Below are 24,876 nucleotides of genomic sequence, written 5' to 3' on the forward strand. Positions count from 1 at the left end.
TATTCCCATGGCGATTGCTGCCGAAGCTGAACAGATCGAAACCCAGCGCGAAGATTCCGTAGTCACCCACGCACCGGTGGCCTACATCATGTCGCGTTTTCCCAAGCTGACAGAGACATTCGTCCTCTACGAAATACTCGCTGCCCAACGAGCTGGAGTTCCGGTCGAGGTCTATCCGCTTCGCCGCGAAAAGTGCAAGACGATGCACAAAGAAGCCGAGCCGATTGTCGCCAAAGCACACTTCACCGGATGGTTGTCGGTCGCGATCGTTCTCGCTAATTTGCAATATCTGCTGACTATGCCCGGCACCTACCTGGCGACGTGGTTTACGCTGGTGCGAGCCAACATGGGAAGTCTTCGTTATCTTGCCGGAGCGATTCTGTACTTTCCGAAATCGGTGTGGATGGCCAAGGACATGAAAGAGCGGGGTGTCACACACATCCATGCGCACTTCTGCAGTCACCCGGCTGCCACGGCCTATATCATTCACCGACTGACCGGGATTCCCTATAGCTTCACGGCGCATGGGACCGATCTTCATTGCGATCGTCACATGCTATTGGAGAAAGTCGCAGACGCTTCCTCGGTGATTGGCATCTCCGACTACAACCGCAATCTGATCTTGGAGGAATGTGGTCAGCAGTTTTCGTCCAAAGTGAAGGTGATCCACTGCGGGGTAGATACGGCCAAGTTTGCAGCACGAACTTCGTCTACGCCTTTTGATGAGGGAAGTGGGCCGATGGTCCTGCTTTGCATCGGCACCTTGCACGAAGTGAAGGGGCAAACCTACCTCATCCAGGCATGTGCCAAACTCCGAGAGCAATCTTTCGACGTGCACTGTCACTTCATCGGAGGTGGCCCCGACATGGAAATGCTGCAGTCGCAATGCGAGCAGTTGGGAATCCAAGAGCAAGTCGTCTTCTGGGGACCGCGAACACGCGACCAGATCGTTGATCACCTGGCAACCGCTGATGCACTCGTCACGCCCAGCGTTCTCACGCAAAGCGGACAGCGTGAAGGAATCCCTGTTGTGCTCATGGAAGGGATGGCCAGCGGCGTCCCGTGCATTGGCAGCAATCTTTCGGGAATCCCCGAACTGCTCGGAGGTCAATGCGGCCTCTTACCCAATCCGAGGGACGTGGACTCGATCGTCGACAGTATCAAGACCCTCTATCAAGATGCCGACTTACGTCGCCAACTTGCTGCCAATGGCCGAGCACGCGTCGAGCACGAGTTCAACCTCGTCAAGAATGCCGAGAAGTTGATCTCGGAGTTTCAATTGAGCGCGATCGCCACTTCTTAGGCGTCGATTCGGTAACTTCGAAAAAAGCGCGTACGGTCCTGCATCGCCGGCGGCAATTGCCATGTTTTGCCCTCGCGACATGCTGCCATATCGCGTAAGCTGCGAAAGCGGTTGGCATTTTGAATTTCGCGGCCAGCCTTGATGACTTGGCTCTTCAAGAAGATTGGCACCATGTACACGGAAACCCAAGGCAGTCGAAAGGCAATCGGCGACGTTGATATTGTCTATCACGATGGACTCTATCACCTGTTTCACTTGGTGTTGCCCAATCACGACTTCATCGCCCATGCGGTCAGCACCAATGGCATCGACTGGCGGCGCGTGAATAATGCGCTCTTCATTGGTGATCCCGGCTCGTGGGACGATCTCATGCTGTGGACGATGGCCGTCTCACCAGACCCGCACCAGCCGGGGCGATGGCGAATGTTCTATACCGGCCTATCGCGGCGCGAGCAGGGAAATATCCAGCGACTTGGGATGGCGGTCAGCGATGACCTCTATCATTGGCATAAGCGACCGGTGAATTGGACCGACGAACGTGGGCCAAACGATCCGCCTAAGGTCATGGAGGCACGTGAACTCGCTCGCCAACAGTCGACCAGTTGCCGTCATGCGATGACGGATCCTGAGAGTCATCTTCCCCTGGAAGCGGCTCCCGAGTATTACGAATCACGCCTCGACGAAGGACGCTGCTGGGTCAGCTTCCGTGATCCTTACTACTATCGCGAAGGGGATCGAGGCTGGTTGATCATGGCGGCCCGCATGAAAGAAGGACCGATCGTTCGCCGAGGCTGTGTCGGTGTGATGGAAGAAGTCGCTCCTGAGAAGTTCGAGGCAAGGCCTTCGCTTCATCATCCAGGCCTGTATGACGATATCGAAGTTCCCAACCTGCTGAAGCTGCGCGACGAGTACTACCTGATCGGAAGTATTCGCGAAGACGCCAAGATCCGGTATTGGCATACCGACAAGATCGGCAAGCCGTGGCGCAGCTATTACGACAACGTGCTGCTCGCCCAGGGAAACTACGCTGGGCGTGTCTGCCGTGATGACAAAGGTTGGCTGCTTTGGAATTTCTTCTCGCTGGGTGGGGCTGACCGAACTGCCCGTAATTTGATGCCTCCTCCGAAGAGGCTTGAACTCACTGAGAATGGAATGTTGCGCACGAAAACATTCGAGGGGCTCAACGAGTTCATCGGAGAACGCGTCGATACCCGCTGCATTCACCAGCTCCAGCAAGGTATCGGCCAGCAATTCTGTTCGATCGACGGAAACAACCTGGATCTTGGGTGTGAAGCGGGTTTTCAAGCTTACGTCTTCGATGGTTCGATCGAATCGGCGAAGTTCACGGCGAAGATCGACTTGTATGGCCTCGGGAAGTGTGGGGTTATTTTTCGAGTCGATCCCGAGACGCAGGATGGCTACTATTTGTCCCTAGACCTGTTGAAGGGAATGGCCCAACTGCGCGCCTGGCACACGGGAGAACCAGGCAGCGGCGAGCACATGATGCAGTTCCAGGCCCTGCAAAGTGGCAACTGGCGGAGCGAAACACCAGGCCAAGCCGAGATCTGCTTGATTGCGTTTGGTCACTACATCGAGTTTTCCGTCAACGGTCGAATCATTCTCACTCTCGCTGACTCAACGTTTTCCGCTGGGCTGTTTGGGGTTTACTTAGAATCCGCCAGGATGCGTCTCAACGACGTCGATTTGCGGGTCATGCACAGTCCCGAGCAGGCCGCCAATCACCTGGTGACCGGTTAGGCGGGGCCAGACCACGGCGGTTTAACGGCTCGCCAGCGAACCTCGTTGTAAGCGACACGCTCTGGCAAGGTATGGTCACGATCCGCTTAGCCACCTCCGCTGATTCAGACGAACTCCAAGCGCTGTTCGAACGTTTTGTTGGCGGCGCTGACTGGCTGCCTGTGGGATCGGCGAAAGACACCGATTTCATGAAGGCCACAAACGGGGAACGCGTCTATGTGGCGGTCTCGCAAGAAGGTTATCTGGTCGGGACCCTTACCGTCTGGCAGCCCGAAGCCTTCATTCATTTCCTGTTTGTCGACAGCCAGTATCAAGGGCAGGGGATTGGCACCCAATTGCTCGAATCACTTGCCCCGTGGTTGCCATTTCCCTGGAAACTGAAGTGCCTGGCAACCAACCACCGAGCACTCGAATTCTATCGCCGCCGTGGCTGGAAAAAGCTGGAAACGGGCCTCGACGCCCAAGGAACGTACTTCCTTCTTGGGCTGGAAACAGACGGCGATGATCTACCATGACCAAGTGTCCAGCAACCACGAAATTTGATCTCAGGAAGTGTGGCGAATTCTTAGCTTGGTCGGGATGAGAATCTCCGATGGCATTTCGTCGCTATCCGATTGAATGACGTTCACGGCGGCCTTCAGCAGGGCCGGCAAATCATGAGCAACGGTTGTCAGGGGCGGATCAAGCAGCGACGAGAACTGCAGGTCATGCCAACCAATGACGGCGACCTTGTCAGGAATGGCAAGGTTCAACCGACGCAGCGACCGACAAACGGCGACGGCGTTGAAGTCGGTATCGCAGAGGATGGCGTCGGCGCCTACCTCCTCGACCAGGTGACGGCTAATCTCATCGAATCGAGGGAAAGTCGTCGGATCGTTAACCAGCCAGCCCTTGGTATCGACGATGATCTGGTCTTCGGAAAGCTCCATACCGTGCTCGCCGAGGGCCTCTCGGTACGATTCGATCCGATCGAGTATCGACAATGATTCTCGCTGCTCGGTCAGCAATGCAACCTTCTTCCGACCCGTCGACACAAGGTGATCGATCGATTCTTTGGCACCCGTGCGAACATCGCTGATGACCCGGCAAGTCCCTTCATTCCCGAGGTTTTCGAGAACGGTCAGCACGTTTTGCCGCGACTCGAAGAGCTTGCCGACTTCGTCCCACTGCTCTTCGTTTTCGTGGGCGAGGTACATCACGCCATCGACCCAACCAGCGTCCAGATCCTGGACAACCCGTTTCAGACCGTCGAGATCGGGGTATGAACCGACCGAGAGGAGGCGAAGTCCTAGCTCTTCGGCCTCGCGCTGAAGTTCGGCCGTGACCTTTTGGGTCAGGAAGTTTCGCGTTTCGCGAACGACCAACGCGACCACGTTACTCTTTTTGCCTGCCAACTGCTGTGCAGCAATGTTCGGGCGATAGCCCAGGTCGGCAGCCGCTTTGCGAATGGCTTCCGCCGTTTCTTCCGAAACGCGAATTCGGCCGTTGCCTGTTCCCATTAATACAGCTGAAGCAGCCATGCGAGAAACGCCTGCGACTTCAGCAACATCCTTCATTCGGACCGCGGTTCGACCAGTCTTCTTTGCCATCGTGTTTACGCTTGTTATACTACTTCGAATGGGTGGAATGGCCGTGGCAGCGACTATCCCGCGATATGCCCTTGTTTTTATCCAATTTGCACGCTTTCGGCAAGGAAAAAACACAAAATCCAGGAATTCGCACTTCTCGTACGATAGGACTAGTACTCACTTCGGTTGTTGCCACGAAAACTCGCTGATCGATTCACCCAGTCAGCCCCGCGCAATCGCTGGCTTCACCCAGCGTTGACTCTCGATGCAACTTGTTAGAATTGCGTTACAGTTTACGACGTTTCGCCAATACACGGGGCGTCTGCCGGCGAGATTCAAGCGATTTAGTGAGAAAGCTTTCCATCAGTCGGCTCCTGGTGCACAGAATATAGCCATACCATATTTCATTTTGGGCAAAATTGGCCCAACCGGCAGAATTGAAATAGACGGTTAGGTTGGCGCGTTGTACGCTAATGCGTTTTTATTGCGGCAGAAATCCTAATAGATGGGATTTCGCATTCTCGAAATTAATTAGGTCCCACCTTTCATCACATATCGGTTAGGCTCCCCGGCAAAGGATGCGGGGTACCCCAAGATGAACCCTCCATGGCAATTTCTGGCAGGACCTTTCAGCTCAAGCCGAGCAAGCTTTTGCATGTCCCGAATCCGGCAGGAACAGGCATGGTTCGTCATTGGCAATCTCCAAGACCAAAAGAATCGGAAATCTTGGCGTTGTCAGGGCATGCGGCCCCTAGGCTACCTGTGCTCCATGGAAGAATCGCGTAAAACTAGAAGTTCAAGAGGCATCGCGAAAAAATGATCTCCGAAAGTTCCCCCAGGCAGGCCAAAGCTGAGTCGACCGAAGAGCTCGACTTAGCGTGCTATAACGCCAGCTATGTCGAGCAGTTGCTGCAGAAGTATCTGGATGACCGTAACGGTGTCCCAGAGAACTGGCGCGATTTTTTCGACCAGCAGGCGGCCGAAAATGGTATCTCTGCCGACGAATTGGGATCGCGTGCCCCTTCGTTCCAGCCACGCAGCATTTTCCGTGAGTCCGGCGGAGATTCTGGCGCCCCGGTCACCAGCGTTGGCGGTAACGTTAAACTCCAGAAAGTGCAGTACGGTGCCGACCAGTTGGTCAATGGGTATCGTTCACGCGGGCACTACAACGCAAAGCTCGATCCGCTCAAGCTGAACATGCAGCTTCGGACGCCTCTTTCTCTCGAGTCCTTCGGCCTGTCGAAGTCGGATCTCAGCGAACGGGTCTACTACACGTGCGGCGATAAGATCGAACAGATCCCGTTGCGAGAACTCGTCCAGCGATTGGATGGCCTTTACTGCAATCACATTGGCTACCAGTTCACTCATATTGATGAGCAGGACGTGCAGCAGTGGCTGGTTGACCGCATCGAGCGTCAATCGCATATCAAAGAGCTGCCCAACGCTGTCCAAAAGCAGATCCTGCAACGCCTGACCGAAGCAACTGTTTTTGAAGAGTTCGTGCGTAAAAAGTACGTCGGTGCCAAGACGTTTTCGTTGTTCGGCTCCGAAATGTTGATCCCGCTGCTCGATCTGCTGGTCGACCGAGCGGCATCCAACAATGTTCGCGAAGTCGTCCTCGGGATGCCTCACCGCGGTCGCCTGAACGTCCTCACGAACATCATCGGACAGGCCCCTCGGGAACTGTTCGCCCAGTTCAATGATGTCGACTTCCACCAGTTCATTGGTGGTGGTGACGTGAAATATCACTTGGGTAATAGCGTCGACAAGGTGACGACTTCCGGTAACGAGGTCCACCTGTCACTTTCGTTCAATCCGAGCCACCTCGAGTTCATCAACACGGTGGTATTGGGTCGGTTACGAGCCAAGCAGGACCGAACCGGCGACATCAACCGCCGCAAGGGCATGGCCGTTCTGATCCACGGTGACGCGGCCTTTATTGGCGAAGGGATCGTTCAGGAAACGCTCAACCTGAGCCAGTTGGACGGCTACAAGGTTGGCGGAACGGTTCATCTGATCGTCAACAATCAGATTGGCTTCACGACTTCGGTTGATCAGTCGCGCAGCACGCGGTACTGCACCGATATCGCTCGCATGCTGCAGATTCCGATTTTCCACGTCAACGGCGACGACCCAGAAGCGGTGGCGGACGTCGTCTCGATGGCGATGGATTTCCGCGAGAAGTTCCAGCGCGACGTGATTATCGACCTGGTTTGCTACCGTCGACTAGGCCATAACGAAGCCGACGAACCGAGCTTCACCCAGCCGATGATGTACAAGGCAATCGACAAGCAGACGCCAATTCGCGACAGCTATCTGGATAGACTGATTGAGCAGAACCGGATTTCGACCGAAGAAGCCAATCAGATGTCGGACGAATATCAGGAGTTCCTCAAGGGTGAATATGATATCGCCCAAGAAATGAAGGAACGTTCCCTGCGTCGTCCTGAGGGTGTCTGGGAAGAATTCGACGGTGGCCTCGAGCCAACGGCCGAAGACGCCGAACACGACCCGGCGGACGAATGCCCAGAAACGCGAATTCCCGTCGATCGCTCGGCTGAGATTCTGCGGATGTTGGCTACCGTTCCGGAAGACTTCCATCGCAATCGTAAACTGAGCCGAATTGCCGACCAACGTAAGGAAATGGCCAACGGCGAACGAATGCTGGACTGGTCGTCAGCCGAAGCATTGGCATTTGCTACCCTTTCGATGGAAGGGCACCGCATTCGACTTTCTGGCCAAGACTGTCAGCGTGGTACGTTCAACCAACGGCATTCCGTCCTGCATGACATCATCGACGGCCACGAGCACAGCATTTTCTCGAACCTTTCGCCCAAGCAGGCACCGGTCGAGATCGTCAATAGCCCGCTCAGTGAAGCTGGCGTGTTGGGCTTCGACTACGGCTATAGTCTCGACTATCCCAACGCCCTGGTGGCCTGGGAAGCTCAGTTCGGTGACTTCAGCAATGCAGCTCAGGTGATCATCGACCAGTTCATGGCCAGTGCCGAAGACAAGTGGCGACGCTTGAGCGGTCTCGTACTGCTGCTGCCGCATGGCTATGAAGGGCAGGGGCCCGAGCACTCCAGTGCCCGCCTCGAACGTTTCCTATGGTTGGCTGCCGAAGACAACATTCAAGTTGCCATTCCAACGACGCCAGCTCAATATTTCCACGTCCTTCGCCGTCAAATGAAGCGATCGTGGAAGAAACCGTTAATTTTGTTTACCCCTAAGAGTCTTTTGCGTCACCCTTCGGCGGTTTCTTCGCTAGAGGAACTGGCGAGCAATAAGTTTGAGCGGATCATCAAAGATACCCGCGACAACCCCGAAAAGACCTCTCGGGTAATCATGTGCAGCGGCAAGGTTTACTACGACCTGGCTCACTATCGTGAAGAGCATCAGCGTCACGATGTAGCGATTATTCGCGTTGAGCAACCTTACCCGCTCAAGAATCACACCGTTCAGGCTGTCCTCGACCAATATGATGACGGCGTCCCCTTGTATTGGGTCCAGGAAGAACCCGACAATATGGGCGTGTGGCCTTACTGGAAATTACGATACGGGCATCGTATGTTCGAGCGATTCCCACTCTCTGTAATCGCCCGGGAGACATCTTCCAGCCCGGCAACCGGATCCAAAGCGGCTCATGAATTCGAGCAGCAACAACTACTCGAACGAGCCTTCAACGAGACCTAGAAAGGACAGCTGCGGAAGATGACCATCGAATTGAAAGTGCCTGAATCGGGCGAGTCGATTCAGGAAGTGCAGATCCTCAAGTGGCTGAAAAGCGAAGGGGAAAGCGTTCAGGAAGACGAAGACGTTGTCGAGTTAGAAACCGACAAGGCTTCCATGGACCTGGCTGCCCCGGCCAATTGCACCCTCCAGAAGATTCTAAAGCAAGAAGGCGAGATCGTTTCGGTCGGTGAAGTGATCGCGCTCTTTGAAGAAGGTGCCGGCAAGCCAGCGGCTAAGTCGGATAAGAAAGCGAAGAAGGCGGAAACGCCCAAGGCTGAGCCAGCGGCCGCCAAGAAGGACGGAAACGCAAAGTCAGCTTCGAGCACGGAAGACACCCAGGCAACCCCTTCGGGCCGTCGAGAACTGCTAAAGCACGGTCTCTCGGCCTCGGACGTCGCGCCAGCGGGCAAAACGGTTCGCCGCGAAGACGTCGAGAAGTACGTTCAGTCGATCTCCAGCCGTCCGAGCTCGGACTCTGGCAATCGCAATGAAAAGGAGATGGAAGAGGTCATTCCGATGAGCCTCATTCGTCGCCGCATTGCCTCGAAGCTGGTCGAAGCACAACAGAAGGCCGCCTTGCTGACGACATTCAACCAGGTTGACATGTCGTACGTGATGGACCTGCGAAAGCGTCATGGCGAGTCGTTCCAGAAACGCTACGGCGTCAAGCTGGGCTTTATGTCCTTCTTCACCAAGGCCCTGATCGACGCGTTAAAGGCTCACCCCGAGCTGAATGCCGAGATTCGCGACGAAACCAACATCGTCTATCGCAACTACTTCCACATCGGTATCGCCGTTGGCTCGGGTAAGGGCCTGGTGGTTCCTGTCCTCAAGTTTGCCGAACGGATGAGCTTTGCTGAGATCGAACAGTCGATCCAAGAGTTCGCCGGCCGTGCCAAGAGCAATCAGCTGAAGCCAGAAGAACTTTCTGGCGGTACGTTCACCATCAGCAATGGCGGTGTGTACGGCTCGATGCTATCGACGCCGATCGTTAATCCGCCGCAAAGCGGTGTGCTTGGTATGCACGCGATCGAAGAACGCCCTGTGGCTGTGAACGGTCAGGTCGTGATTCGCCCGATGATGTACCTCGCGTTGACCTACGATCACCGGATCGTCGACGGTCGCGAGGCGGTCACCTTCCTGAAACGCATCAAGGAAGCGATCGAAGAACCATCGCGGATGCTGATCGAAGCATAAGCACGCGATCACAAGAAACAAAAGGAGCCGGCAAATTTCGCCGGCTCTTTTTTTTGCGCAGAAGCCTCTACGGCTCGACGCTGTCGGCACTCTCTCGAACATGCATCGCGACCGAACGTGCATTGGTCTGATCAAGTACCTGCTTGGCGAAGTCGACATCGAATGGATCGCCATTGGCGACAACGAGGAACGCACCTTGACGGACTTCATCCTCATATTCCGCGACATGGTCCTCATGCACGCCCCAGCCAAGCATCGATCCGAGAAGCCCGCCGACAATCGCTCCGGTGAATCCTGCGGTAATCGGACCAGCAATTAACATCAGTCCAAATCCGGGAATGGTCAATAGCGGAGCGGCCATGAAGAAACCTAGCAGCCCGCCAACGCCAGCACCGAAGGCGGCATCCTTTTGCGACTCATCCCCATATTGAAGGATGTTGGTCGACTGAAGATCTTGGTGGACGCTGTTTGCCACCAAGGAGACTTGATCGGAAGGGAATGTGCTTTCATCAAGCTTGTGGACGGCTTCTTGAGCTGCGGAAAAGTCGTCGAAAACCGCGACGGTACAGTGTCTGGACATGATTAACCCTCCTACTGAATTTTAGCCGTGTAACACCGGCTAGGCACCTATTTTTCTGAGTAAGTACCACCGCAAAGTTCATGCCCGACGAGGGATTTCCTGCAAATTCAAGCGAGATCAGTGGCCGCTTGGTACGCCAGTTGCGGTTAACCGGTTCGACAACAACGCATTCCTCAAAACGGAGTTTAGACATATGAGCTCGCTAGTTTGCCTCGAATCGCCGTCGACCAACGAACAACGCTTGACCAAACGTTCGCTCGCCCAGGCCTGTCGCCAGGTGCGACAATCGTGGAGCACTGAAGAGAGGGCACGTCGTAAGCAAGTAGCCGAGATGAAGCAAATTGGTCTGCTGCTGAACACGATCGACATGACCACGTTTATTCAAGCGGTCGCAGCAAGTTAGAAAAGCATCGCTTCGCATGATTAGCCACCCAACTTGGGTGGCTTTTTTTGTGTCTCTATCTGGTCAACGTGGCTATGCTTCGATCCTTCAGCGACCGCTGGGCGACCAACCACCTTCCCATGGCGATTAAAAACCGCTTTCACCATACCCCCTAATCGGCCCTTTTCATGCCCAGAACGGGCCCCTGTGTTGAAAGAATCCGATAGTGCTTATCGCAAAATAGAGGGAAATGTTAAGGCGAATGTTAAGATTCTGCGTGCATGTCTTACAGCGGGTTGTGATGCTCGATTGCACCCCTTAGATTTTGTGTCTGAACGGCGATTTTGCGGCTCGATTGAGTATCTCTCGAGATGACTTGAGAGGCCTGAGAGCGTGCTCGCCACAGATGATTTTGAGTTGACCGGCGCCCCCACCTCTGGGTGTGTCGTGCAAGGAATCAACCAAGCTCCTATCACGATCTCGAATAACATCCTGGGAATCCTTAATTAGGGAATCAACCAAGCATGCAAATCACTCCATCTAACTTGGGCTCGTATGTCGCTCTGGCTGCCATGATGGTCGCCACGGTCGGCTGCACCGGTGGAAACAAGCCAGCTGCCAACGGAGAAGGCGGCGGTCAGGGTTCTGGTGAACTCGTTAAGTTGCAGGGTGCCGGGGCCAGCTTCCCCGCTCTGTTGTACGGAGCATGGTTCAAGACCTACTCCAACGAACACAAAGGCGCTGTTCAGGTCGACTATCAATCGGTGGGTAGTGGTTCCGGTGTGAGCGCTGTGATCGACGGCACGGTCGATTTCGGTGCCAGCGATGCTGCGATGACCGAAGAAGAAATGGCCAAGGTCGAACGCGGCGTTCAGTTGCTGCCTATGACCGCTGGTGCGATCGTCATTGCTTACAACCTCGAAGGGGTGGAAGACCTGAAGCTTTCCCGCGAAGCTTACGCAGGTATCTTCCTCAAAGAAATCACCAAGTGGAACGATCCTAAGATCGCTGCTACCAACGATGGGGTTGAACTTCCTGATGAAGAAATCAATGTCATCGTTCGTTCCGATTCCAGCGGTACCACCTACAACTTCACCAAGCACTTGGCTGCCATCAGCGAAAAGTTCAACAGCGAAGTTGGTGTCAACAAGGCTCCTAACTGGCCCGTGGGTACCAAGAGCAAGGGTAACGAAGGTGTTACCACCTCGCTGAAGCAGACCCCAGGTTCGATTGGCTACGTCGAGTACGGTTTCGCCGACAAGGCTGGCCTGTCGATGGCTTCGCTGGAAAACAAAGCTGGCAAGTACATTAAGCCTTCGATTGGTTCGGCTCAGGCCGCTTTGGCTGCCGTCGAATTCCCACCTTCTCTGATTGCGTTTTTGCCTGATCCAGAGGGGGAAGACTCCTGGCCAATCGTCACGTACACTTGGATCATTGCCTACAAGTCGTACGATGACTCTAAGAAGTTGGACGCCTTCAAGGACCTGATCAACTACTGTCTGACGACAGGCCAAGAATCGAGTGAGGAACTCGGATATATTCCTCTGCCGGAAGCTGTTACCAGCAAGGTTAAAGCAGCGTTGGATAACATTTCGGCCAAGTAAGACACTTGCCACCTTGGCTTGGTGAGCAACTCACCAAGCCAAGGCTTTTTACCAACAACATGTTGCGGCATCTATGGATCACCCAACAAGGTCGCCGATATCTCGGCCTCCGACGGCTGTTGAGCGGGCTACAGATCGAGTATTTCGATTTGCCTGTTCGGCGTTTGCTTGGCTAACGATCATCGTTATGGCCTATATCGTCTTGCAGATCACTTGGAAGGCGAGTCCAGCGATTCAGCAGTATGGGGCTGGATTTCTTTCCGGTCGAACATGGGACCCAAACACGGCCGAATATGGAATCCTCCCTGAAATCTGGGGAACCCTGTATAGCTCGCTTCTAGCCCTGCTCATTGGGTCTTTTTTCGGAATCGCCGTCGCTGTGTTTCTCAGCGAAGGTTACCTTGGCAATTTCGTCTTTAGCATTTTGAAGCTTTTCGGCCTCCAGTTTCACCGCTTCTGGGGCAAGCTCCCTAGCTGGTCGGAGAGCATGTTAAAGAATCTCGTGGAACTTCTCGCTGCGATCCCGAGTGTTGTCTACGGTTTGTGGGGGATCTTCGTGGTGATGCCGCTGTTGCGAGAGCCCTGTAAATGGCTTTACGACAACATGGGGTGGTTTCCACTTTTCAGCACGCGATACCAAGGCCCCGGCATGCTGACTGCCTCATTCGTGTTGGCGATTATGATTCTCCCGACCATTTCGGCAATTAGCCGCGATGCATTGGTTGCCGTCCCCCCAAAGCTGCGCGAGGCCTCATACGGCCTAGGTGCGACACGCTGGGAAACCATTTTGTCCGTGGTCCTACCCACGGCGTCTGGCGGCATCTTTGGTGGCATCGTCCTCGCGTTCGGACGGGCACTCGGAGAAACAATGGCTTTAGCCATGCTGGTGGGGAATGTGAATTCCATTGACGTCTCCATCTTTTCTCCCGCCAATACGTTGGCTGCCCTGCTTGCCAATAATTTTTCCGAGGCCGGCAGCGACGAAATGAAGGTGGGCGTCCTGATGTATGCAGGGGTGGTTCTGATGGCCATCACCCTGGTCGTTAATATGATCGGATCCCTGATCCTGCAACGGGCGACCAAAGGCCTGAAAGGAATGCGCTAATGGCATCTCCTGAAAGAGAGCCTTTGTCCGGCAACGATATCGACCTTAGCCGATTGGAACGCTCGTTACGAAAGCCACGGACTTTGCTAAGCGGGTTTCTCAGCTTGGTAACTACCATTCTCACCTTCACCGCATTGGTACCCCTGTTTTCCGTTATCTTCATGCTCTTCTATCGAGGAGCCTCGAAGCTAACTCTGTCCAACTTCTATGAATTGCCACCGGCGGCATTTGATGAAGGGGGGGGATTCGGCAATGCTTTGCTCGGAACGGTCATTATGGTCGCCATCGCGGCGCTGATCAGCGTCCCATTTGGCATCATGGCATCCATATTCCTGGCAGAGCTCGGGTCCGACAGCAAAACGGCCAGTGTTGTCCGGTTTTGTGCCAAGGTGCTCAGTGGCTTCCCCTCCATTCTGGCGGGTGTTTTCGCCTACGGTGCCGTGGTTTTGGTTACCGGGGGATTCTCTGCCTATGCAGGGGGGGTAGCGTTGTCCATTTTGATGCTTCCCGTGGTAATGCTTACCGCGGAGGAGGCAATTCGGATGGTACCGTCTCGGATGAAAGAAGCTTCTTTCGGGATGGGAGCAACACAAACGCAGACAATGTGGTATGTCACATTGCCAACTGCATTGCCTGGCATCATAACGGGGGTTATGCTGGCGGTTGCTCGTGCGGCGGGCGAGACTGCACCTCTACTGTTTACCGCACTGTTTAGCAACTTTTGGTCGATGCCCAGCTGGTCACCCACCTCGCTAGAACTGAATGAGCCAACCGCTTCGATGGCGGTCCTCATTTACAATTTTTCCTCTTCGTTCGTAGACAACCAAAGAGAAATGGCCTGGTCAGCATCATTAGTTTTAGTACTAGTGGTACTGGTGACGAACCTGATAGGGAAAAGCCTATCATCAAGCGGACCGAAGCGATAATCGGTCGAAATAGGATCGGTAAGACAAATGATCGACAACCAAGCTCCCAAAGACACGGTCATCGAATGCGACGTGAAGGAACTATACTACGGTAACTTCAAAGCGGTTCGCGACACGCATATCCCGATCAAACAAGGTCAAATCACCGCGTTCATTGGTCCTTCGGGCTGTGGAAAAAGTACCGTCCTGCGTTGCTTAAACCGCATGAACGACCTGATCCGTGGTTTTCGATTCGAGGGTCATGTTCATTTCCGCGGTCAGGACATCTACGGCCCGACCATCGACCCGGTCGCCGTGCGACGTCACATCGGAATGGTGTTTCAGCAGCCGAATCCGTTCGCGATGAGCATCTACAAGAACATCACGTACGGACTCCGTATCAATGGCTATCGCGGCAACTACGACGAAGTTGTCGAACGTGCCTTGCGTGGTGCGGCCCTGTGGGACGAAGTGAAGGACAAGCTCAAGCAAAGCGGTTTGTCGCTCTCTGGCGGTCAGCAGCAGCGTCTATGCATCGCTCGAGCGATTGCGGTCGAACCGGAAGTCTTGCTGATGGACGAACCTTGTTCAGCCCTCGATCCAATCGCGACGCGCAAGATCGAAGAGCTCATGAAAGAGCTCAAGAAAAAGTACACGATCGCCATCGTGACCCACAACATGCAACAGGCACAGCGTGTTGCCGATCAAACCGCGTTTCTCTATGTCGATACGTCCGAGGGCGGACGTACTGGTTACCTAGTCGAGCGTGAAGAAACGAAGCGTCTCTTCGAAGACCCCCAGGAAGAATACACGCGACAGTACATTCGCGGTGAATTCAGCTAACGCAGGCATATAGATCTGGTGGCGTATCGCGCTGAGACTCCGCCGCCGAGGCGATCTATTTGATCGTTTCGATCACAAACGCGTTCGCATTGTCGGTCGAACGGATCGGCAGTTCTGACGCCACAATCATTCTGTCACCCGGCACAACCAGTCCCAGCTGTTTGGCGATTGAAGTCGTCGTCGCCAGCATCTCGGCCGTGCTATCCGGCGTTTTCATTTGCCGAGAGACCACGCCGTGGTACAAGCCCATCTGACGGACGGTCGTCGCGGAGTCAGAAAGCCCCAGCACCGGACAATCGATCCAGTTCTTGGCAATCAGCCGAGCCGTCATGCTTGAGTGCGAGTACACGCCGACAGCCGCGATTTCCTGCATCTTGAGAATGTGACGAATCGAGTACGCCAACGCAGCCGTATTCGGCGGCTGGCCAAATCCGACCTTAATGGGCCGATCCGTAATCTCCATCAGGCTCTCGGTCGCGATGACCGTCTTCGAGACAACCTCGACCGCCTGAGTGGGGTAGCTGCCCGTTGCCGTTTCATCCTTCAGAAGAATGGCATCGGCATGGTCGAAGACGACATTCGCTATATCGAAGACTTCGCCATTGGTAGGCTCCTTTGACTGCAACATGTTGTTCAGGATGCCGCGACCCACAAGGCATGGTTTGGCCCCAATTTGACATTGCCGGGCAACCATCTTTTGCATCACGGGGATCGACCACGTTTCCAGTTCCGAAAGCCCCGTTCCCGTTACGACGACCCCGTCAGCCGCCTGAATAATGCTGTCGATGTCTCGATAATTGGCAGCATGATCGAGTCGGGCCATCACCGCGGCTTCGCTGCCAGCTTCAGAAAGGACCTTGCGGGCCTCCGATATGTCATGAGAACCACGGGGGACCGAGATCAAAACGTAGTCCACCTCGTGATTGGCAATCCAACTTACGAGATTCGGGGCAAGATGCGTCTCACCACCGTTGGAAGCCTCCTCGCCCGGGACGTCGACCAATAGCGTGATCGGCTGCTGGGCCATTCCTTCAACTTCCCGAACTGCCTCGTGCCGCTCATGCCAAATAGCTTCGTTGTCTTGTGACATGTCCAGCCGGAACGCATCGGCTCCGGCTCGGACAAGCTGCATGAGCTCGCCCGGTCGCGATGCGCTAGGGCCAATGGTCGCAGCGACCTTGGTCCGCTTCAGCATTGCCGAGGTCGTCGGCTGAAGAATAGGGTTTGGCTCAACCAAAGTGGGTTACCTTCCGTGTTCGTTTAACCGTCATGCCACGCGCGGTGGATGTTCAAAAACAGACGCGAAACTCCATTGTCTCGCGTCCGTCGTGTTTATCAAATTGACCCAAGCTTCGACTTAACGAATCTTTTCATCGGGCAGTTCCGAGCCGATCCCCTGGTCGATGGGCATCTTATCGGTGGCGGCAGTCAGTCCCACCGATTCCATCTGCTGGGACAGTTCCTGGCGTAGCTGTTTGACCAGCTGAGCATGTTCCGGCTTTTCTGCCAGGTTGGTCCCTTCGCCTGGGTCCGCTTTCAGGTCATACAGTTCTGCCATGTGACGATCGGGCGAGCCGTCGCCATGAGGGTAGCGAATGAACTTGTAGCGGTCGGTTCGCAGTGCCCGGACATTGGGAGTGTACGGAAACTGCTTTTCGTAATTGTAGTAGTATAACCACGACTTCCGCCAATCGTCGTCACCGGCGGAGGCCAGCTTTGCCCACGATTGGCCGTGAATGTCATCAATTTGCTTGGCGCCCGCCAGTTCGATGAGGGTCGGAGCCATATCGACCGTCAGCACCTGCTGATCGAGGGCCTTACCTTGCCCAAGCTTGGGATACCGCACGATCAGCGGCACGCGAATGCTCATTTCGTGGGCCGTACGCTTGTCGACCATGCCATGCTCCCCTTCGAGCAGCCCATTGTCGCCCATGAATACGACAACGGTATTATCCAGCTGGCCCGACTTATCGAGCCAGTCATACAGGCGTCCCATACTATCGTCGATGCTGAGCACGGTTCCCCAGTAGGCGTGCACCATGTTCTCGAACGCCTTAACCCCTTCAGGGCTGTCATCCGGGAAGTCCTTACGCCAATCGAAGAGGGGACCATAAATGCCGTGCCAGGTATAGAGACGCTTCTTCATCCATTTCGGATTGTCGTCCAGGTCGAAAGCTGTGGCGGGATACTTCACTTCGACATCGTCGAAGACGTGCTCATACTTTGGCTCTGGAAAGTAGAAGCTATGCGGAGCTTTCTGGCCGATCATCAGGCACCAAGGCTTATCACCATGATCCTTCTCGAGCCAGTCAATCGCCATGTCGGTGACGACGTGCGTGTAGTAGCCTTCGACTACTTTGGCACCTTGGCCGTTAATGTTGAATGCCGTATCGAAGTACTTGCCTTGCCCCTTATGGGTCACGAACCAGTCAAAGCCAGGTCGAGGTTCGTCGTTATCCTCGCCCATGTGATACTTGCCGATGTACGCCGTTTCGTACCCGGCGTCTTGCAGACGCTTGGGGAACGTCGCCATCTCGGTCGGGAATTCCGTGAAGTTATTCGTCACGCCATGGGCATGGGCGTAAAGGCCCGTCAAAATCGAAGCTCGGCTAGGCGAGCAAAGCGAGGTCGTGCAGAACGAATTGTTGAAGAGGATCCCTTCTTTGGCGATCTGATCGATCCGGGGGGTCTTCACGTGCTCGCTGCCTAAGCATCCGACGGCGTCGGGACGAAGGTCATCGCACAATACGAATAAGATATTCGGCTTCTTTACCTCATCCGCAGCTTTGGCAAGCGAAAGCGGGGTCATTAGCAGACAGGCGAGAAGAAGAATGAAACGCACGAAGTTCATCATGAAGAGTCCTCGTAAACTGGGGCAAAGCAGGGGGTAGCCATTGAGTAAAGGCCAGAGGTTCACTCCCTAATTTGCGTCAATAAAGGCCAACTTTCCAGTCGGGGAGGGCGAATCACCACGAAATCAATAAGAATCCAAGACAAAAAACACAAAAGAAGCGAACGGTTGGGATCCGAACGGACGAGTTTGCCCCCGTACGTGAACTTCCCAGGCACCCAACAGAATCCCGTCACGCGTTTCACTACTTGGACTTGAGCGTTCACCACGCTGATTCCTTGGATGTGGCACCCGTGGCGTCTAGGGGCAAAGTCGGATACGGTTGGACTATGGATTCCACTGAACAGTTGGCAACGATTTCTCCGCCCAAGTCTCACTACTTTTTTGCTATGGTCAGCATGGCCTTGGCGGCGATATGCGTGGGCCAGGCAGCCGGAACCTACGGCGGCGAAGTCTCCGCCGCTTTGACTGCCACCGTGATCTTGCTGGGTATCTGGCTGGTCATCGCCCAATATCGGGCAACCTTTCGCGCATCGAGCCGGGGCGCGTTAACGTCGCTGGTTCTGTTGCCGATTATGGTCCTCTATGGAGCAATCGCTTTCGCCGGCCATCTTCTCTCGCCGAATCACTTGACCACTCCGGTTATCGCCGGGATGGTTGTCACCGGCTTGGTATTGCTCGGATTTATCATCCTGTCAGCGCGATCAAATCTGAACTGGTCCAACGCCATCGAGCAGGCCAAGAAATCGGAAGACGCCAACCTTCCTGGCCAGACTTCATCCTTCACGAGCACCGAAATCTCGAGCGTGATTGGGGCGGTCAGCGTCATGCTGGTTTCGTTTCTGCTCTTTGCCCAAACCGTCCCGGCCAATCCCGTGTTCTACATGAAGAATGTGAACCCGTCTCGGGCGCGTTTTGATGCTCCTAAGACAGCCACCTACCTGATCGTACAGGGGCTGCCTGACGAAACGATTCTGGCCGAATGGACCGACGCTCAAAACCGTCTTGAAGGTTGGCTGGCTGAACAAGCTAAACGACCCGGCGTGACCAATTTCCAGCAGCAAGACATCGTGGAACCGATCAAGTACAAATATCCCAATTCATTTCTGACCTGGGGCAGCGCGGCCACCGAGCAGAAAGGCCAGCGAGCCACCTGGCAAGAAGGGGATCGTCACTACGAGGTGCTCTGGGATCCACAGTATCAAGAGGACTTCGGAGCCGTCCCGGTCAACTACATCGAGCGGAACCTCAATGCGATCGCCAATGAGCAAGAGTAAAGCGGAAGGCATGGGATTTGAACCCACATGGCCATGATGACCGCACGGTTTAGCAAACCGGCCCGACGAACCGTATTCGGCTACCTTCCCAATTAAAAGTGATCAGAGTGGGAGTCGAACCCACAAAGTCACCACGTTCTCACCGTGGCCGCTTTTCCTGTTTGCGTACCTGATCCTGGATATGTGCTACTAATGAGTGGCTCAGGCGGGATTCGAACCCACAACGTCCCCGGTTTTTAAGTCCGAGCGGTCAACCAATAGCCACTGAGCCAGTCTTGAGTAGCTCGAGTGGGATTCGAACCCACAGCATCCCTCGGTCTGAACGAAGGTGGTCTGCCAGTTGCCTACCGAGCTATTCGTTTAAGGCGGAAGCCGTGGGACTCGAACCCACAAACGACGCAGTCGTCAGCTGTTTTCAAAACAGTGTCCTCATCCAGCCGGATGACTTCCAAAATAGTGACCCGTGTGGGAGTCGAACCCTACCTGCCCGGCTTGAAAGACCGGTGACCTCACCCGAAGTCGAACGGGCCAATAACATTGGCAGCGCAATGACGTTCAGCCACCGCGCAGAAGCGGACTGGGAGGCGCTCGAATCCTCGTCTGCGGTTCTTCAAACCGCCGCTACACCGTCTCAGCTACCAGTCCAAGTGATTTAAGTTCTTTCTGTGCCTTAGTTTAGAACATGCCCAATTTGGCACACAATGCGTGTTCCATTTTGGAACACATTTGGCACACAAAAGTGTAATTAAGGAGCCATTTAGACGGACGAGGTTCACGAAAAAAGCCACGTCTTTGAGGACGTGGCTCTTCCTTTTTTCTACATGGTAGTAGCCAAGATTTTAATGGCTTCTTCTGGGTTGATTCCCCGCTTGGAGTTGAAAGCAGCACAGAAGGACGCTGCTTCAAGTTTAGTTGGTTGAAACAAGGGGGGCTTTGATCCCGGCATGTTAGAGATTTCTCCTAGAGGCACTTTTTCTTTTCGTCCCTCCACGAGGACATACAGACGATACCCGTCTGGCTCTTGTTCGTCCTCATGATGAAGTAACCAGCGTTTTCCAGAGTTGATGTCATCAATCGCACTCATTTTCTCACCTGACTTACATGTTCGAGTGTTCATTAGGGTATTCATGCTTGGTATGTAGTTCTACAGCAAAACAACCCTGTTATCATTAAGGCCACTCTTCAAGCGTATCATTCCAGAAGGTGGAGTAGTCAATGATTGATCGAGTTAAACGACGGTTCGAGCAACTAGCGGCCACAGCAGAAGAGATAGAGGATTCAAAGGACTTTGGGAGCGATAGTGTGCCCAGCAACGTACAGTCACTTACTGGCCCTACGAGGATGACAACCGTTCGGACATATCTAATTGACTTGCCCAAAGTACTTCAGTGGTATTCATCCGTGCGAACGCTCTTGGTTCAAGTGTTTGGCGACACTTCCCCTCTCTATACCGACTTTGAAAGGAAGCATGATGGTACTAGGCACGAAGTATTCGACTATCGGAAAGCGGTATTTTTCGCTGCCAAAGATGACTACGAAAACGGCTTTGCAAACCTTCGAGAATTGATCAGTGCTGATGTCTTCTCAGACGAACTAGAGCAAGCTGAAGAACTTCTTGCGGCAAGTTACAAGACTCCTGCGGCGGTTGTCGCTGGTACGGTTCTTGAAACAACCATTCGTTCTCTGTGCGGCAAGCACGGCATTCAGAATGATAGGCGTACCAAGCTCGATACGATGAACAGTGAGCTTGCTAAGGCAGGTGAGTACAACAAAACCAAAGCGGATCAGGTTCGAGCTTGGGCGAAGATTCGCAACAGTGCCGCACATGGACATGCAGATGAGTTCACTGAGACGGACGTGAAACTCATGATAGAAGGTGTCCGTGACTTTGTTGCCAACCAATTGTCATAGGTTCACAGCGAATATGAATGATCGACTAAAGAAGCGGTTTCAAGAACTATTGAATGAAGCGAATCGCATTTATGATCGGTATCAACGTAGCGAATCGCCTAATTCGCACATCGAAGAGTCAGACTGGCGGTTAGGTGAGGAGAAGTGGTTCGCTTCAGTTGATTCCTTGATTGCAAAGGTTTTTGGCGAGCAATCTCCCCATCGGGAAAAGTTTGCTGAGATTCCTTCAGGTTACTCCAAGGATGATTCTGTCTTTCGATCTCGTCTAGCCATCTTCCAAGCAGCAAAGGAAGACTACGATTGTGGGCTAACTGACTTGAGGGCTTTGATCAGTGCTGATGTCTTTTCGGACGAACTAGAGCAAGCTGAAGAACTTCTAGCCGCTAATTACAAAACCCCTGCGGCGGTTGTCGCTGGTACAGTTCTGGAAACAACCATTCGTTCATTGTGTGACAAGCATGGGATACAGAACGATAGGAAGACAAAGCTAGACACGATGAATAGTGAGCTTGCCAAGGTAGGCGAGTACAACAAAGCCAAAGCGGATCAGGTTCGAGCTTGGGCGAAGATTCGCAATAGTGCAGCACACGGACACCCTGAAGAGTTCACCGAGACGGACGTGAAACTCATGATTGCCGGTGTCCGTGACTTTGTTGCCAACCAACTGAACTGATGACTTAGTTCTCGCTGTTGAGGCTGAACTTAGGCGTCAAGTTGAGGATGTCACCATCTGCCAAGGTTCGGCTCACGGCGAACTTCTCAGCCCACAGAACGGTTCCACTTGGATTTTCCACGTAGTAGCCGTAAAGCGTGTTGCCGGTGGCACCACACGTCCAAGACTGAGTGGCGTAGCTGCTCTCTGCCTTGTTGGATACGGTAGCTGCTGAACTCCAACCAGCACGTGTGAGCGTGGCTGCTGCGTAGTTGGTGAAGTTGGCTTCTGTGAATGATGCGTTCACTGCTGCTTGATCTGGGGTGTAGTCATTCGAGTACAGCTTGAGGATGTAGTCTTCATCGGAAGACAGAGCGTCCTTGAGCATCTTGTCCAGAAGTTCAAGCTCACCAAGGTTGCTGGTAACTAGGGCCATAGGGAATACCTCTCTTAAAAAAGCTTTTCCCTTATGTAGTGAGATTGGCTTCAATTTCCCTACATACCTCAAAGAGCTTTTTCTTCTGAGGCATCATGGCAGTAGCTTACGAGTCATTCACACACACAACAGCAGCAAGTACCACCAGCATCACCGGCACCAAGCCAAGTGGGACTGTTGAAGGTGACTTCCTCATAGCTGTCCACTACTCACGAAACAATGACGTTCAATCAACTCCATCTGGTTGGACGGAACACTCAAGCAATACTGCTGGCTTTGAAAAAGGGCATGTCTATTACAAGTTTGCCGGTGGAAGTGAACCAGCTTCTTACACGTTCAGCGGTAGTGTGTCTGCCAGCAACCGTTGGTTGTTGCTCATGCGGTTCTCTGGCGTTGCGTCCATCAATGATTCTTACGGCATCACAACCATTGCCGGTGCCGATGGTTCAGATGATTATGTCTTCAGTGCTGGAACTCTCACCACAACGGTGGACAACTGCTTGAACGTGTACGGTGGTTTTGGCTTGCTGCTGGCTTCCACGATCACAACACCGGCACTGACTGCCATCAGCAGCGGCAACAAGATCGGTGCTGGCTATAACACTCAAGCCAGTGCTGGAAGTTCTGTTGAGTCCAAGCTTCGTTGGAATGGTGGCGGTAGTGAATCAGGCATGGTGTTTGCATTGGCACTGGCTCCACCAGAACCACCAGATGTCTTTGATGAAACTGCTTCAGGTGGTGCTGACGCTGGTGGAACATCCACCACGAGCTTCGTTGCCTACTCGGTTGGTGCCGGTGGCGTTGTTGCTGCCGGTGAAGCTTTGATTGGTGGCAGCGTCGGTGAAATTGCTTCCGGTGGCGTTGTCGCTGGGGGAACTTCACTCAGTACAAAAGTTGTAAACGTAACCGGGGAAGACGGTGTTGTCATTGGTGGCTCTGCCTTGGTGGACGGAAGCCAATCTGTCTTTGCTTCTGGTGGTGTTGTCGGCGGCGGTATCGCTACCGTTACTTCCAATCAAACCATTGCCGTTGGTGGTGGCGTCCTGTGTTCTGGTACTGCCACGATCACGGTGGCTGACTTTTACCAAAGAACCATGATCACTATTCCAGCAAGCGTGATTGACGAGGACTTGAACAACTTCATGTTCATTGTTGCCTTTGCATTCTCTGGCACCACTGACAACCTCAAAGCAACCAACGAAGGTGGAGATGAGATTGCTTCATTGGTTCGCCAATACACTGGTGGTGTTCTTCATGTTCAGCTTCAAGCTGATCTCAGCAGCACAGCGGACAACATCTTCTACATTAAAACGGGACTAAGTACATGAGCTTTCTTGATCCAGTAAATTGCTCTTGCAATCAATTCACGGAAACCACTTCCGGTGGTGTCAAAGCTGGTGGATCAGCATCAGTGTCAGATACCGTTGTGCGTGGTGGTGTTGTCCTTGGTGGTTCTGCTCTGGTTGCTGTACCTTCTCAGGACGGTGATGGCTACATCTTCGTGTACCCTCTTGATGCTCAGTACGATGGCACCAGCGGTGAAGTTGATGATGTTGCTTCCGGCTTAGACGGTACGGCTGGTGGACTTGAGTATCCAACTCTTGATGATGGTGTCTACTGTCTTGGTTCCAACAACTTTGCAGACAACGAGTACATTTCACTTCCGGCAGACAATCTCAGCGGCAACTCCTTCAGTGTGTCAGCTTGGGTGAAAATCAATGGATACTACCGTGAGCGTGTGTGGTACTCACGAGGCTTCAACACCGTCGGTGGTGATCAGTGGAGCATTCGATTTGGACACAGTGTCATCAATAACGTTTGGGCTTCAGTCCAAACGGCTGATGGTGAGTTCCACTGCTTCAGTTCTGGCACAATGCAACGTGAGCGTTGGTATCACGTGGCGTGCTCTTTTGACGGTTCCTCGTTGAAGGTGTACATCAACGGTGTACTTGGCGGAACAACTGCTGTCACTGGTTCCTTGGTGGCACTTGGGAACACTTCGTACATTGCCCGATACAATAATGGGATTGGCTTGAACGATGGAAATCTTCAAGAGCTTCGTATGGTTCCAGATGCCAAGCCAGCAGCGTGGTTCCTTGCAGAGTACGAGAACTTCTGTGCTTCAGGTTGGTACTTGGTGTCACCAACGGAGACGATCTCACCGTTCAGCACTTACAACGAGCTTGCTGCTGGTGGTGTGGTTGTGGCTGGTGTGGCGGTTGAAGAGTATGTGGAAGCACCAAGCACAATCACTCTTACGAGCAACTTCACTTCTGACTTCGATGGTTGGAATGCTTTCCGATGGAATTGGTTGTCTACTGGCGGGCAGTCTGGCGGTTACGTGAGAAGCTTCGATGCGGACAACAACAGCACCAAGACACTCACCAGAACTGTTGAGATTGCTTCCGGTGGTGGCACGATCAGCTTCTACTTCCAGAGACAAGGTGAGTTCATTCCCGGCTTTGCTTACTACCCAAGACTATCCAGCAACATCGATGGAACCATTTGGGGAACCACTGGCAATCCAAACTCTTGGACTCTGGCGGGACCATTTGCGTTGTCTGCTGGTACACACAACTTGAACTTCAATTGTGGATACCAAGACAGTTCCCAATGGAGAATCGGTATTGATACCATCACGATCACGAACGTGGTTCCTTAATCCGTTGGCGTCTCTTCCCGCAATTACAAGGCTTCCTGATGTGTGGCTTACGGCACACACGTCTGATCACGGCTGGTGCTTTGCGGTGGCAGATAGGACACCACAGTCCA

General features: G+C 53.6%; 21 protein-coding genes and 6 tRNA genes. 15 read left to right on the top strand and 12 right to left on the bottom strand.

The features are described from left to right. The first annotated feature begins 7 nt into the window (after positions 1 to 7). From PSR63_RS25400 to PSR63_RS25410, 3 genes are all read left to right on the top strand, one after another. Positions 8 to 1,303 (top strand): glycosyltransferase family 4 protein, encoded by a 1,296-nt coding sequence (locus tag PSR63_RS25400; RefSeq protein WP_274328756.1) that lies wholly within the window; start codon positions 8 to 10, stop codon positions 1,301 to 1,303. A gap of 171 nt (positions 1,304 to 1,474) precedes the next feature. After that, positions 1,475 to 3,061, top strand: coding sequence for a glycosyl hydrolase (locus PSR63_RS25405; protein ID WP_274328758.1), 1,587 nt, complete (start codon positions 1,475 to 1,477; stop codon positions 3,059 to 3,061). Positions 3,062 to 3,249: 188 nt separating this feature from the next. Further along, positions 3,250 to 3,576, top strand: a complete 327-nt coding sequence (locus PSR63_RS25410) for a GNAT family N-acetyltransferase (protein ID WP_274328759.1) — start codon at positions 3,250 to 3,252, stop codon at positions 3,574 to 3,576. A gap of 30 nt (positions 3,577 to 3,606) precedes the next feature. Here the strand turns inward: PSR63_RS25410 and PSR63_RS25415 are convergent, their stop codons facing one another. After that, positions 3,607 to 4,650: a LacI family DNA-binding transcriptional regulator gene (locus PSR63_RS25415; protein WP_274328760.1), complete on the bottom strand. Its 1,044-nt coding sequence runs from the start codon at positions 4,648 to 4,650 to the stop codon at positions 3,607 to 3,609. A gap of 795 nt (positions 4,651 to 5,445) precedes the next feature. Here PSR63_RS25415 and PSR63_RS25420 point away from each other — a divergent pair. Further along, positions 5,446 to 8,322 carry a 2-oxoglutarate dehydrogenase E1 component gene (locus PSR63_RS25420; RefSeq protein ID WP_274328761.1) on the top strand — a complete coding sequence of 959 codons (2,877 nt, stop codon included), beginning with the start codon at positions 5,446 to 5,448 and terminating at the stop codon, positions 8,320 to 8,322. 18 nt (positions 8,323 to 8,340) lie between these two features. Then, the gene (gene odhB, locus PSR63_RS25425) at positions 8,341 to 9,558 is read left to right on the top strand and encodes a 2-oxoglutarate dehydrogenase complex dihydrolipoyllysine-residue succinyltransferase (protein ID WP_274328763.1); all 1,218 of its coding nucleotides are present in this window, start codon (positions 8,341 to 8,343) and stop codon (positions 9,556 to 9,558) included. A 67-nt stretch (positions 9,559 to 9,625) separates the two neighbouring features. Here the strand turns inward: odhB and PSR63_RS25430 are convergent, their stop codons facing one another. Next, on the bottom strand, positions 9,626 to 10,138 hold the full coding sequence (locus PSR63_RS25430) for a hypothetical protein (protein ID WP_274328765.1): 513 nt from the start codon (positions 10,136 to 10,138) through the stop codon (positions 9,626 to 9,628). Between the two features lie 193 nt (positions 10,139 to 10,331). Here PSR63_RS25430 and PSR63_RS25435 point away from each other — a divergent pair, with 193 nt between their 5' ends. The 5 genes from PSR63_RS25435 to pstB all read left to right on the top strand — a co-directional run bounded on the left by PSR63_RS25435 (position 10,332) and on the right by pstB (position 14,977). Next, positions 10,332 to 10,541 (top strand): hypothetical protein, encoded by a 210-nt coding sequence (locus PSR63_RS25435; protein WP_274328767.1) that lies wholly within the window; start codon positions 10,332 to 10,334, stop codon positions 10,539 to 10,541. Positions 10,542 to 11,044: 503 nt separating this feature from the next. Beyond that, positions 11,045 to 12,124 (top strand): phosphate ABC transporter substrate-binding protein PstS, encoded by a 1,080-nt coding sequence (pstS, locus tag PSR63_RS25440; RefSeq protein ID WP_274328769.1) that lies wholly within the window; start codon positions 11,045 to 11,047, stop codon positions 12,122 to 12,124. Between the two features lie 379 nt (positions 12,125 to 12,503). Continuing rightward, on the top strand, positions 12,504 to 13,229 hold the full coding sequence (gene pstC, locus PSR63_RS25445) for a phosphate ABC transporter permease subunit PstC (protein ID WP_274328770.1): 726 nt from the start codon (positions 12,504 to 12,506) through the stop codon (positions 13,227 to 13,229). Continuing rightward, complete coding sequence (gene pstA / locus PSR63_RS25450; RefSeq protein ID WP_274328772.1) at positions 13,229 to 14,155, top strand: phosphate ABC transporter permease PstA; 927 nt, start codon at positions 13,229 to 13,231, stop codon at positions 14,153 to 14,155. The genes pstC and pstA overlap by 1 nt, the downstream gene beginning before the upstream one ends. Before the next feature lie 27 nt (positions 14,156 to 14,182). Then, positions 14,183 to 14,977 carry a phosphate ABC transporter ATP-binding protein PstB gene (gene pstB, locus PSR63_RS25455; RefSeq protein WP_274328774.1) on the top strand — a complete coding sequence of 265 codons (795 nt, stop codon included), beginning with the start codon at positions 14,183 to 14,185 and terminating at the stop codon, positions 14,975 to 14,977. A 55-nt stretch (positions 14,978 to 15,032) separates the two neighbouring features. Here the strand turns inward: pstB and PSR63_RS25460 are convergent, their stop codons facing one another. Both PSR63_RS25460 and PSR63_RS25465 read right to left on the bottom strand, forming a co-directional pair. Further along, the gene (locus tag PSR63_RS25460) at positions 15,033 to 16,214 is read right to left on the bottom strand and encodes a pyruvate kinase (RefSeq protein WP_274328776.1); all 1,182 of its coding nucleotides are present in this window, start codon (positions 16,212 to 16,214) and stop codon (positions 15,033 to 15,035) included. A 120-nt stretch (positions 16,215 to 16,334) separates the two neighbouring features. Continuing rightward, positions 16,335 to 17,831, bottom strand: a complete 1,497-nt coding sequence (locus PSR63_RS25465) for a sulfatase family protein (RefSeq protein ID WP_274328777.1) — start codon at positions 17,829 to 17,831, stop codon at positions 16,335 to 16,337. Positions 17,832 to 18,157: 326 nt separating this feature from the next. On the opposite strand from PSR63_RS25465, the gene PSR63_RS25470 reads away from it, so the two are divergent. Further along, positions 18,158 to 19,105, top strand: a complete 948-nt coding sequence (locus PSR63_RS25470) for a hypothetical protein (protein ID WP_274328778.1) — start codon at positions 18,158 to 18,160, stop codon at positions 19,103 to 19,105. 2 nt (positions 19,106 to 19,107) lie between these two features. On the opposite strand, the gene PSR63_RS25475 is transcribed toward PSR63_RS25470, so the two are convergent. The 7 genes from PSR63_RS25475 to PSR63_RS25505 form a co-directional block, all read right to left on the bottom strand. Next, positions 19,108 to 19,194: transfer RNA gene (locus PSR63_RS25475), tRNA-Ser, on the bottom strand. 10 nt (positions 19,195 to 19,204) lie between these two features. Beyond that, positions 19,205 to 19,280, bottom strand: a tRNA-Leu gene (locus PSR63_RS25480). Between the two features lie 105 nt (positions 19,281 to 19,385). After that, positions 19,386 to 19,459, bottom strand: a tRNA-Leu gene (locus tag PSR63_RS25485). A 12-nt stretch (positions 19,460 to 19,471) separates the two neighbouring features. Next, positions 19,472 to 19,555, bottom strand: a tRNA-Ser gene (locus PSR63_RS25490). A 7-nt stretch (positions 19,556 to 19,562) separates the two neighbouring features. After that, positions 19,563 to 19,635, bottom strand: a tRNA-Glu gene (locus tag PSR63_RS25495). 43 nt (positions 19,636 to 19,678) lie between these two features. After that, positions 19,679 to 19,750: transfer RNA gene (locus PSR63_RS25500), tRNA-Phe, on the bottom strand. Positions 19,751 to 19,922: 172 nt separating this feature from the next. Continuing rightward, a complete protein-coding gene (locus PSR63_RS25505; RefSeq protein ID WP_274328780.1) occupies positions 19,923 to 20,189 on the bottom strand; it encodes a hypothetical protein in 267 nt (88 codons plus the stop codon). A gap of 131 nt (positions 20,190 to 20,320) precedes the next feature. On the opposite strand from PSR63_RS25505, the gene PSR63_RS25510 reads away from it, so the two are divergent. Further along, positions 20,321 to 21,016 (top strand): DUF4145 domain-containing protein, encoded by a 696-nt coding sequence (locus PSR63_RS25510; protein ID WP_274328782.1) that lies wholly within the window; start codon positions 20,321 to 20,323, stop codon positions 21,014 to 21,016. A gap of 13 nt (positions 21,017 to 21,029) precedes the next feature. Further along, on the top strand, positions 21,030 to 21,689 hold the full coding sequence (locus tag PSR63_RS25515) for a hypothetical protein (RefSeq protein WP_274328784.1): 660 nt from the start codon (positions 21,030 to 21,032) through the stop codon (positions 21,687 to 21,689). Positions 21,690 to 21,693: 4 nt separating this feature from the next. On the opposite strand, the gene PSR63_RS25520 is transcribed toward PSR63_RS25515, so the two are convergent. Beyond that, complete coding sequence (locus PSR63_RS25520) at positions 21,694 to 22,104, bottom strand: hypothetical protein (protein WP_274328786.1); 411 nt, start codon at positions 22,102 to 22,104, stop codon at positions 21,694 to 21,696. A gap of 95 nt (positions 22,105 to 22,199) precedes the next feature. Here PSR63_RS25520 and PSR63_RS25525 point away from each other — a divergent pair, with 95 nt between their 5' ends. After that, on the top strand, positions 22,200 to 23,432 hold the full coding sequence (locus PSR63_RS25525; RefSeq protein ID WP_274328788.1) for a hypothetical protein: 1,233 nt from the start codon (positions 22,200 to 22,202) through the stop codon (positions 23,430 to 23,432). After that, on the top strand, positions 23,429 to 24,766 hold the full coding sequence (locus PSR63_RS25530) for a LamG domain-containing protein (protein WP_274328789.1): 1,338 nt from the start codon (positions 23,429 to 23,431) through the stop codon (positions 24,764 to 24,766). The genes PSR63_RS25525 and PSR63_RS25530 overlap by 4 nt, the downstream gene beginning before the upstream one ends. Positions 24,767 to 24,876 lie beyond the last annotated feature (110 nt).

Origin of the sequence: Bremerella sp. P1 (assembly GCF_028748185.1) — a bacterium.
Classification (GTDB): Bacteria; Planctomycetota; Planctomycetia; order Pirellulales; family Pirellulaceae; genus Bremerella.

Excerpts from the sequence above, each read along its gene's own strand:
- PSR63_RS25410 (WP_274328759.1), top strand. The coding sequence starts at position 3,250 with ATGAAGGCCACAAACGGGGAACGCGTCTATGTGGCGGTCTCGCAAGAA.
- pstA (WP_274328772.1), top strand. The coding sequence starts at position 13,229 with ATGGCATCTCCTGAAAGAGAGCCTTTGTCCGGCAACGATATCGACCTT.
- PSR63_RS25510 (WP_274328782.1), top strand. The coding sequence starts at position 20,321 with ATGATTGATCGAGTTAAACGACGGTTCGAGCAACTAGCGGCCACAGCA.
- PSR63_RS25465 (WP_274328777.1), bottom strand. The coding sequence starts at position 17,831 with ATGATGAACTTCGTGCGTTTCATTCTTCTTCTCGCCTGTCTGCTAATG.
- PSR63_RS25430 (WP_274328765.1), bottom strand. The coding sequence starts at position 10,138 with ATGTCCAGACACTGTACCGTCGCGGTTTTCGACGACTTTTCCGCAGCT.
- PSR63_RS25435 (WP_274328767.1), top strand. The coding sequence starts at position 10,332 with ATGAGCTCGCTAGTTTGCCTCGAATCGCCGTCGACCAACGAACAACGC.
- PSR63_RS25525 (WP_274328788.1), top strand. The coding sequence starts at position 22,200 with ATGGCAGTAGCTTACGAGTCATTCACACACACAACAGCAGCAAGTACC.
- PSR63_RS25420 (WP_274328761.1), top strand. The coding sequence starts at position 5,446 with ATGATCTCCGAAAGTTCCCCCAGGCAGGCCAAAGCTGAGTCGACCGAA.
- PSR63_RS25400 (WP_274328756.1), top strand. The coding sequence starts at position 8 with ATGGCGATTGCTGCCGAAGCTGAACAGATCGAAACCCAGCGCGAAGAT.
- pstB (WP_274328774.1), top strand. The coding sequence starts at position 14,183 with ATGATCGACAACCAAGCTCCCAAAGACACGGTCATCGAATGCGACGTG.
- PSR63_RS25505 (WP_274328780.1), bottom strand. The coding sequence starts at position 20,189 with ATGAGTGCGATTGATGACATCAACTCTGGAAAACGCTGGTTACTTCAT.
- pstS (WP_274328769.1), top strand. The coding sequence starts at position 11,045 with ATGCAAATCACTCCATCTAACTTGGGCTCGTATGTCGCTCTGGCTGCC.
- PSR63_RS25405 (WP_274328758.1), top strand. The coding sequence starts at position 1,475 with ATGTACACGGAAACCCAAGGCAGTCGAAAGGCAATCGGCGACGTTGAT.
- odhB (WP_274328763.1), top strand. The coding sequence starts at position 8,341 with ATGACCATCGAATTGAAAGTGCCTGAATCGGGCGAGTCGATTCAGGAA.
- PSR63_RS25415 (WP_274328760.1), bottom strand. The coding sequence starts at position 4,650 with ATGGCAAAGAAGACTGGTCGAACCGCGGTCCGAATGAAGGATGTTGCT.
- PSR63_RS25470 (WP_274328778.1), top strand. The coding sequence starts at position 18,158 with ATGGATTCCACTGAACAGTTGGCAACGATTTCTCCGCCCAAGTCTCAC.
- PSR63_RS25515 (WP_274328784.1), top strand. The coding sequence starts at position 21,030 with ATGAATGATCGACTAAAGAAGCGGTTTCAAGAACTATTGAATGAAGCG.
- PSR63_RS25520 (WP_274328786.1), bottom strand. The coding sequence starts at position 22,104 with ATGGCCCTAGTTACCAGCAACCTTGGTGAGCTTGAACTTCTGGACAAG.
- PSR63_RS25530 (WP_274328789.1), top strand. The coding sequence starts at position 23,429 with ATGAGCTTTCTTGATCCAGTAAATTGCTCTTGCAATCAATTCACGGAA.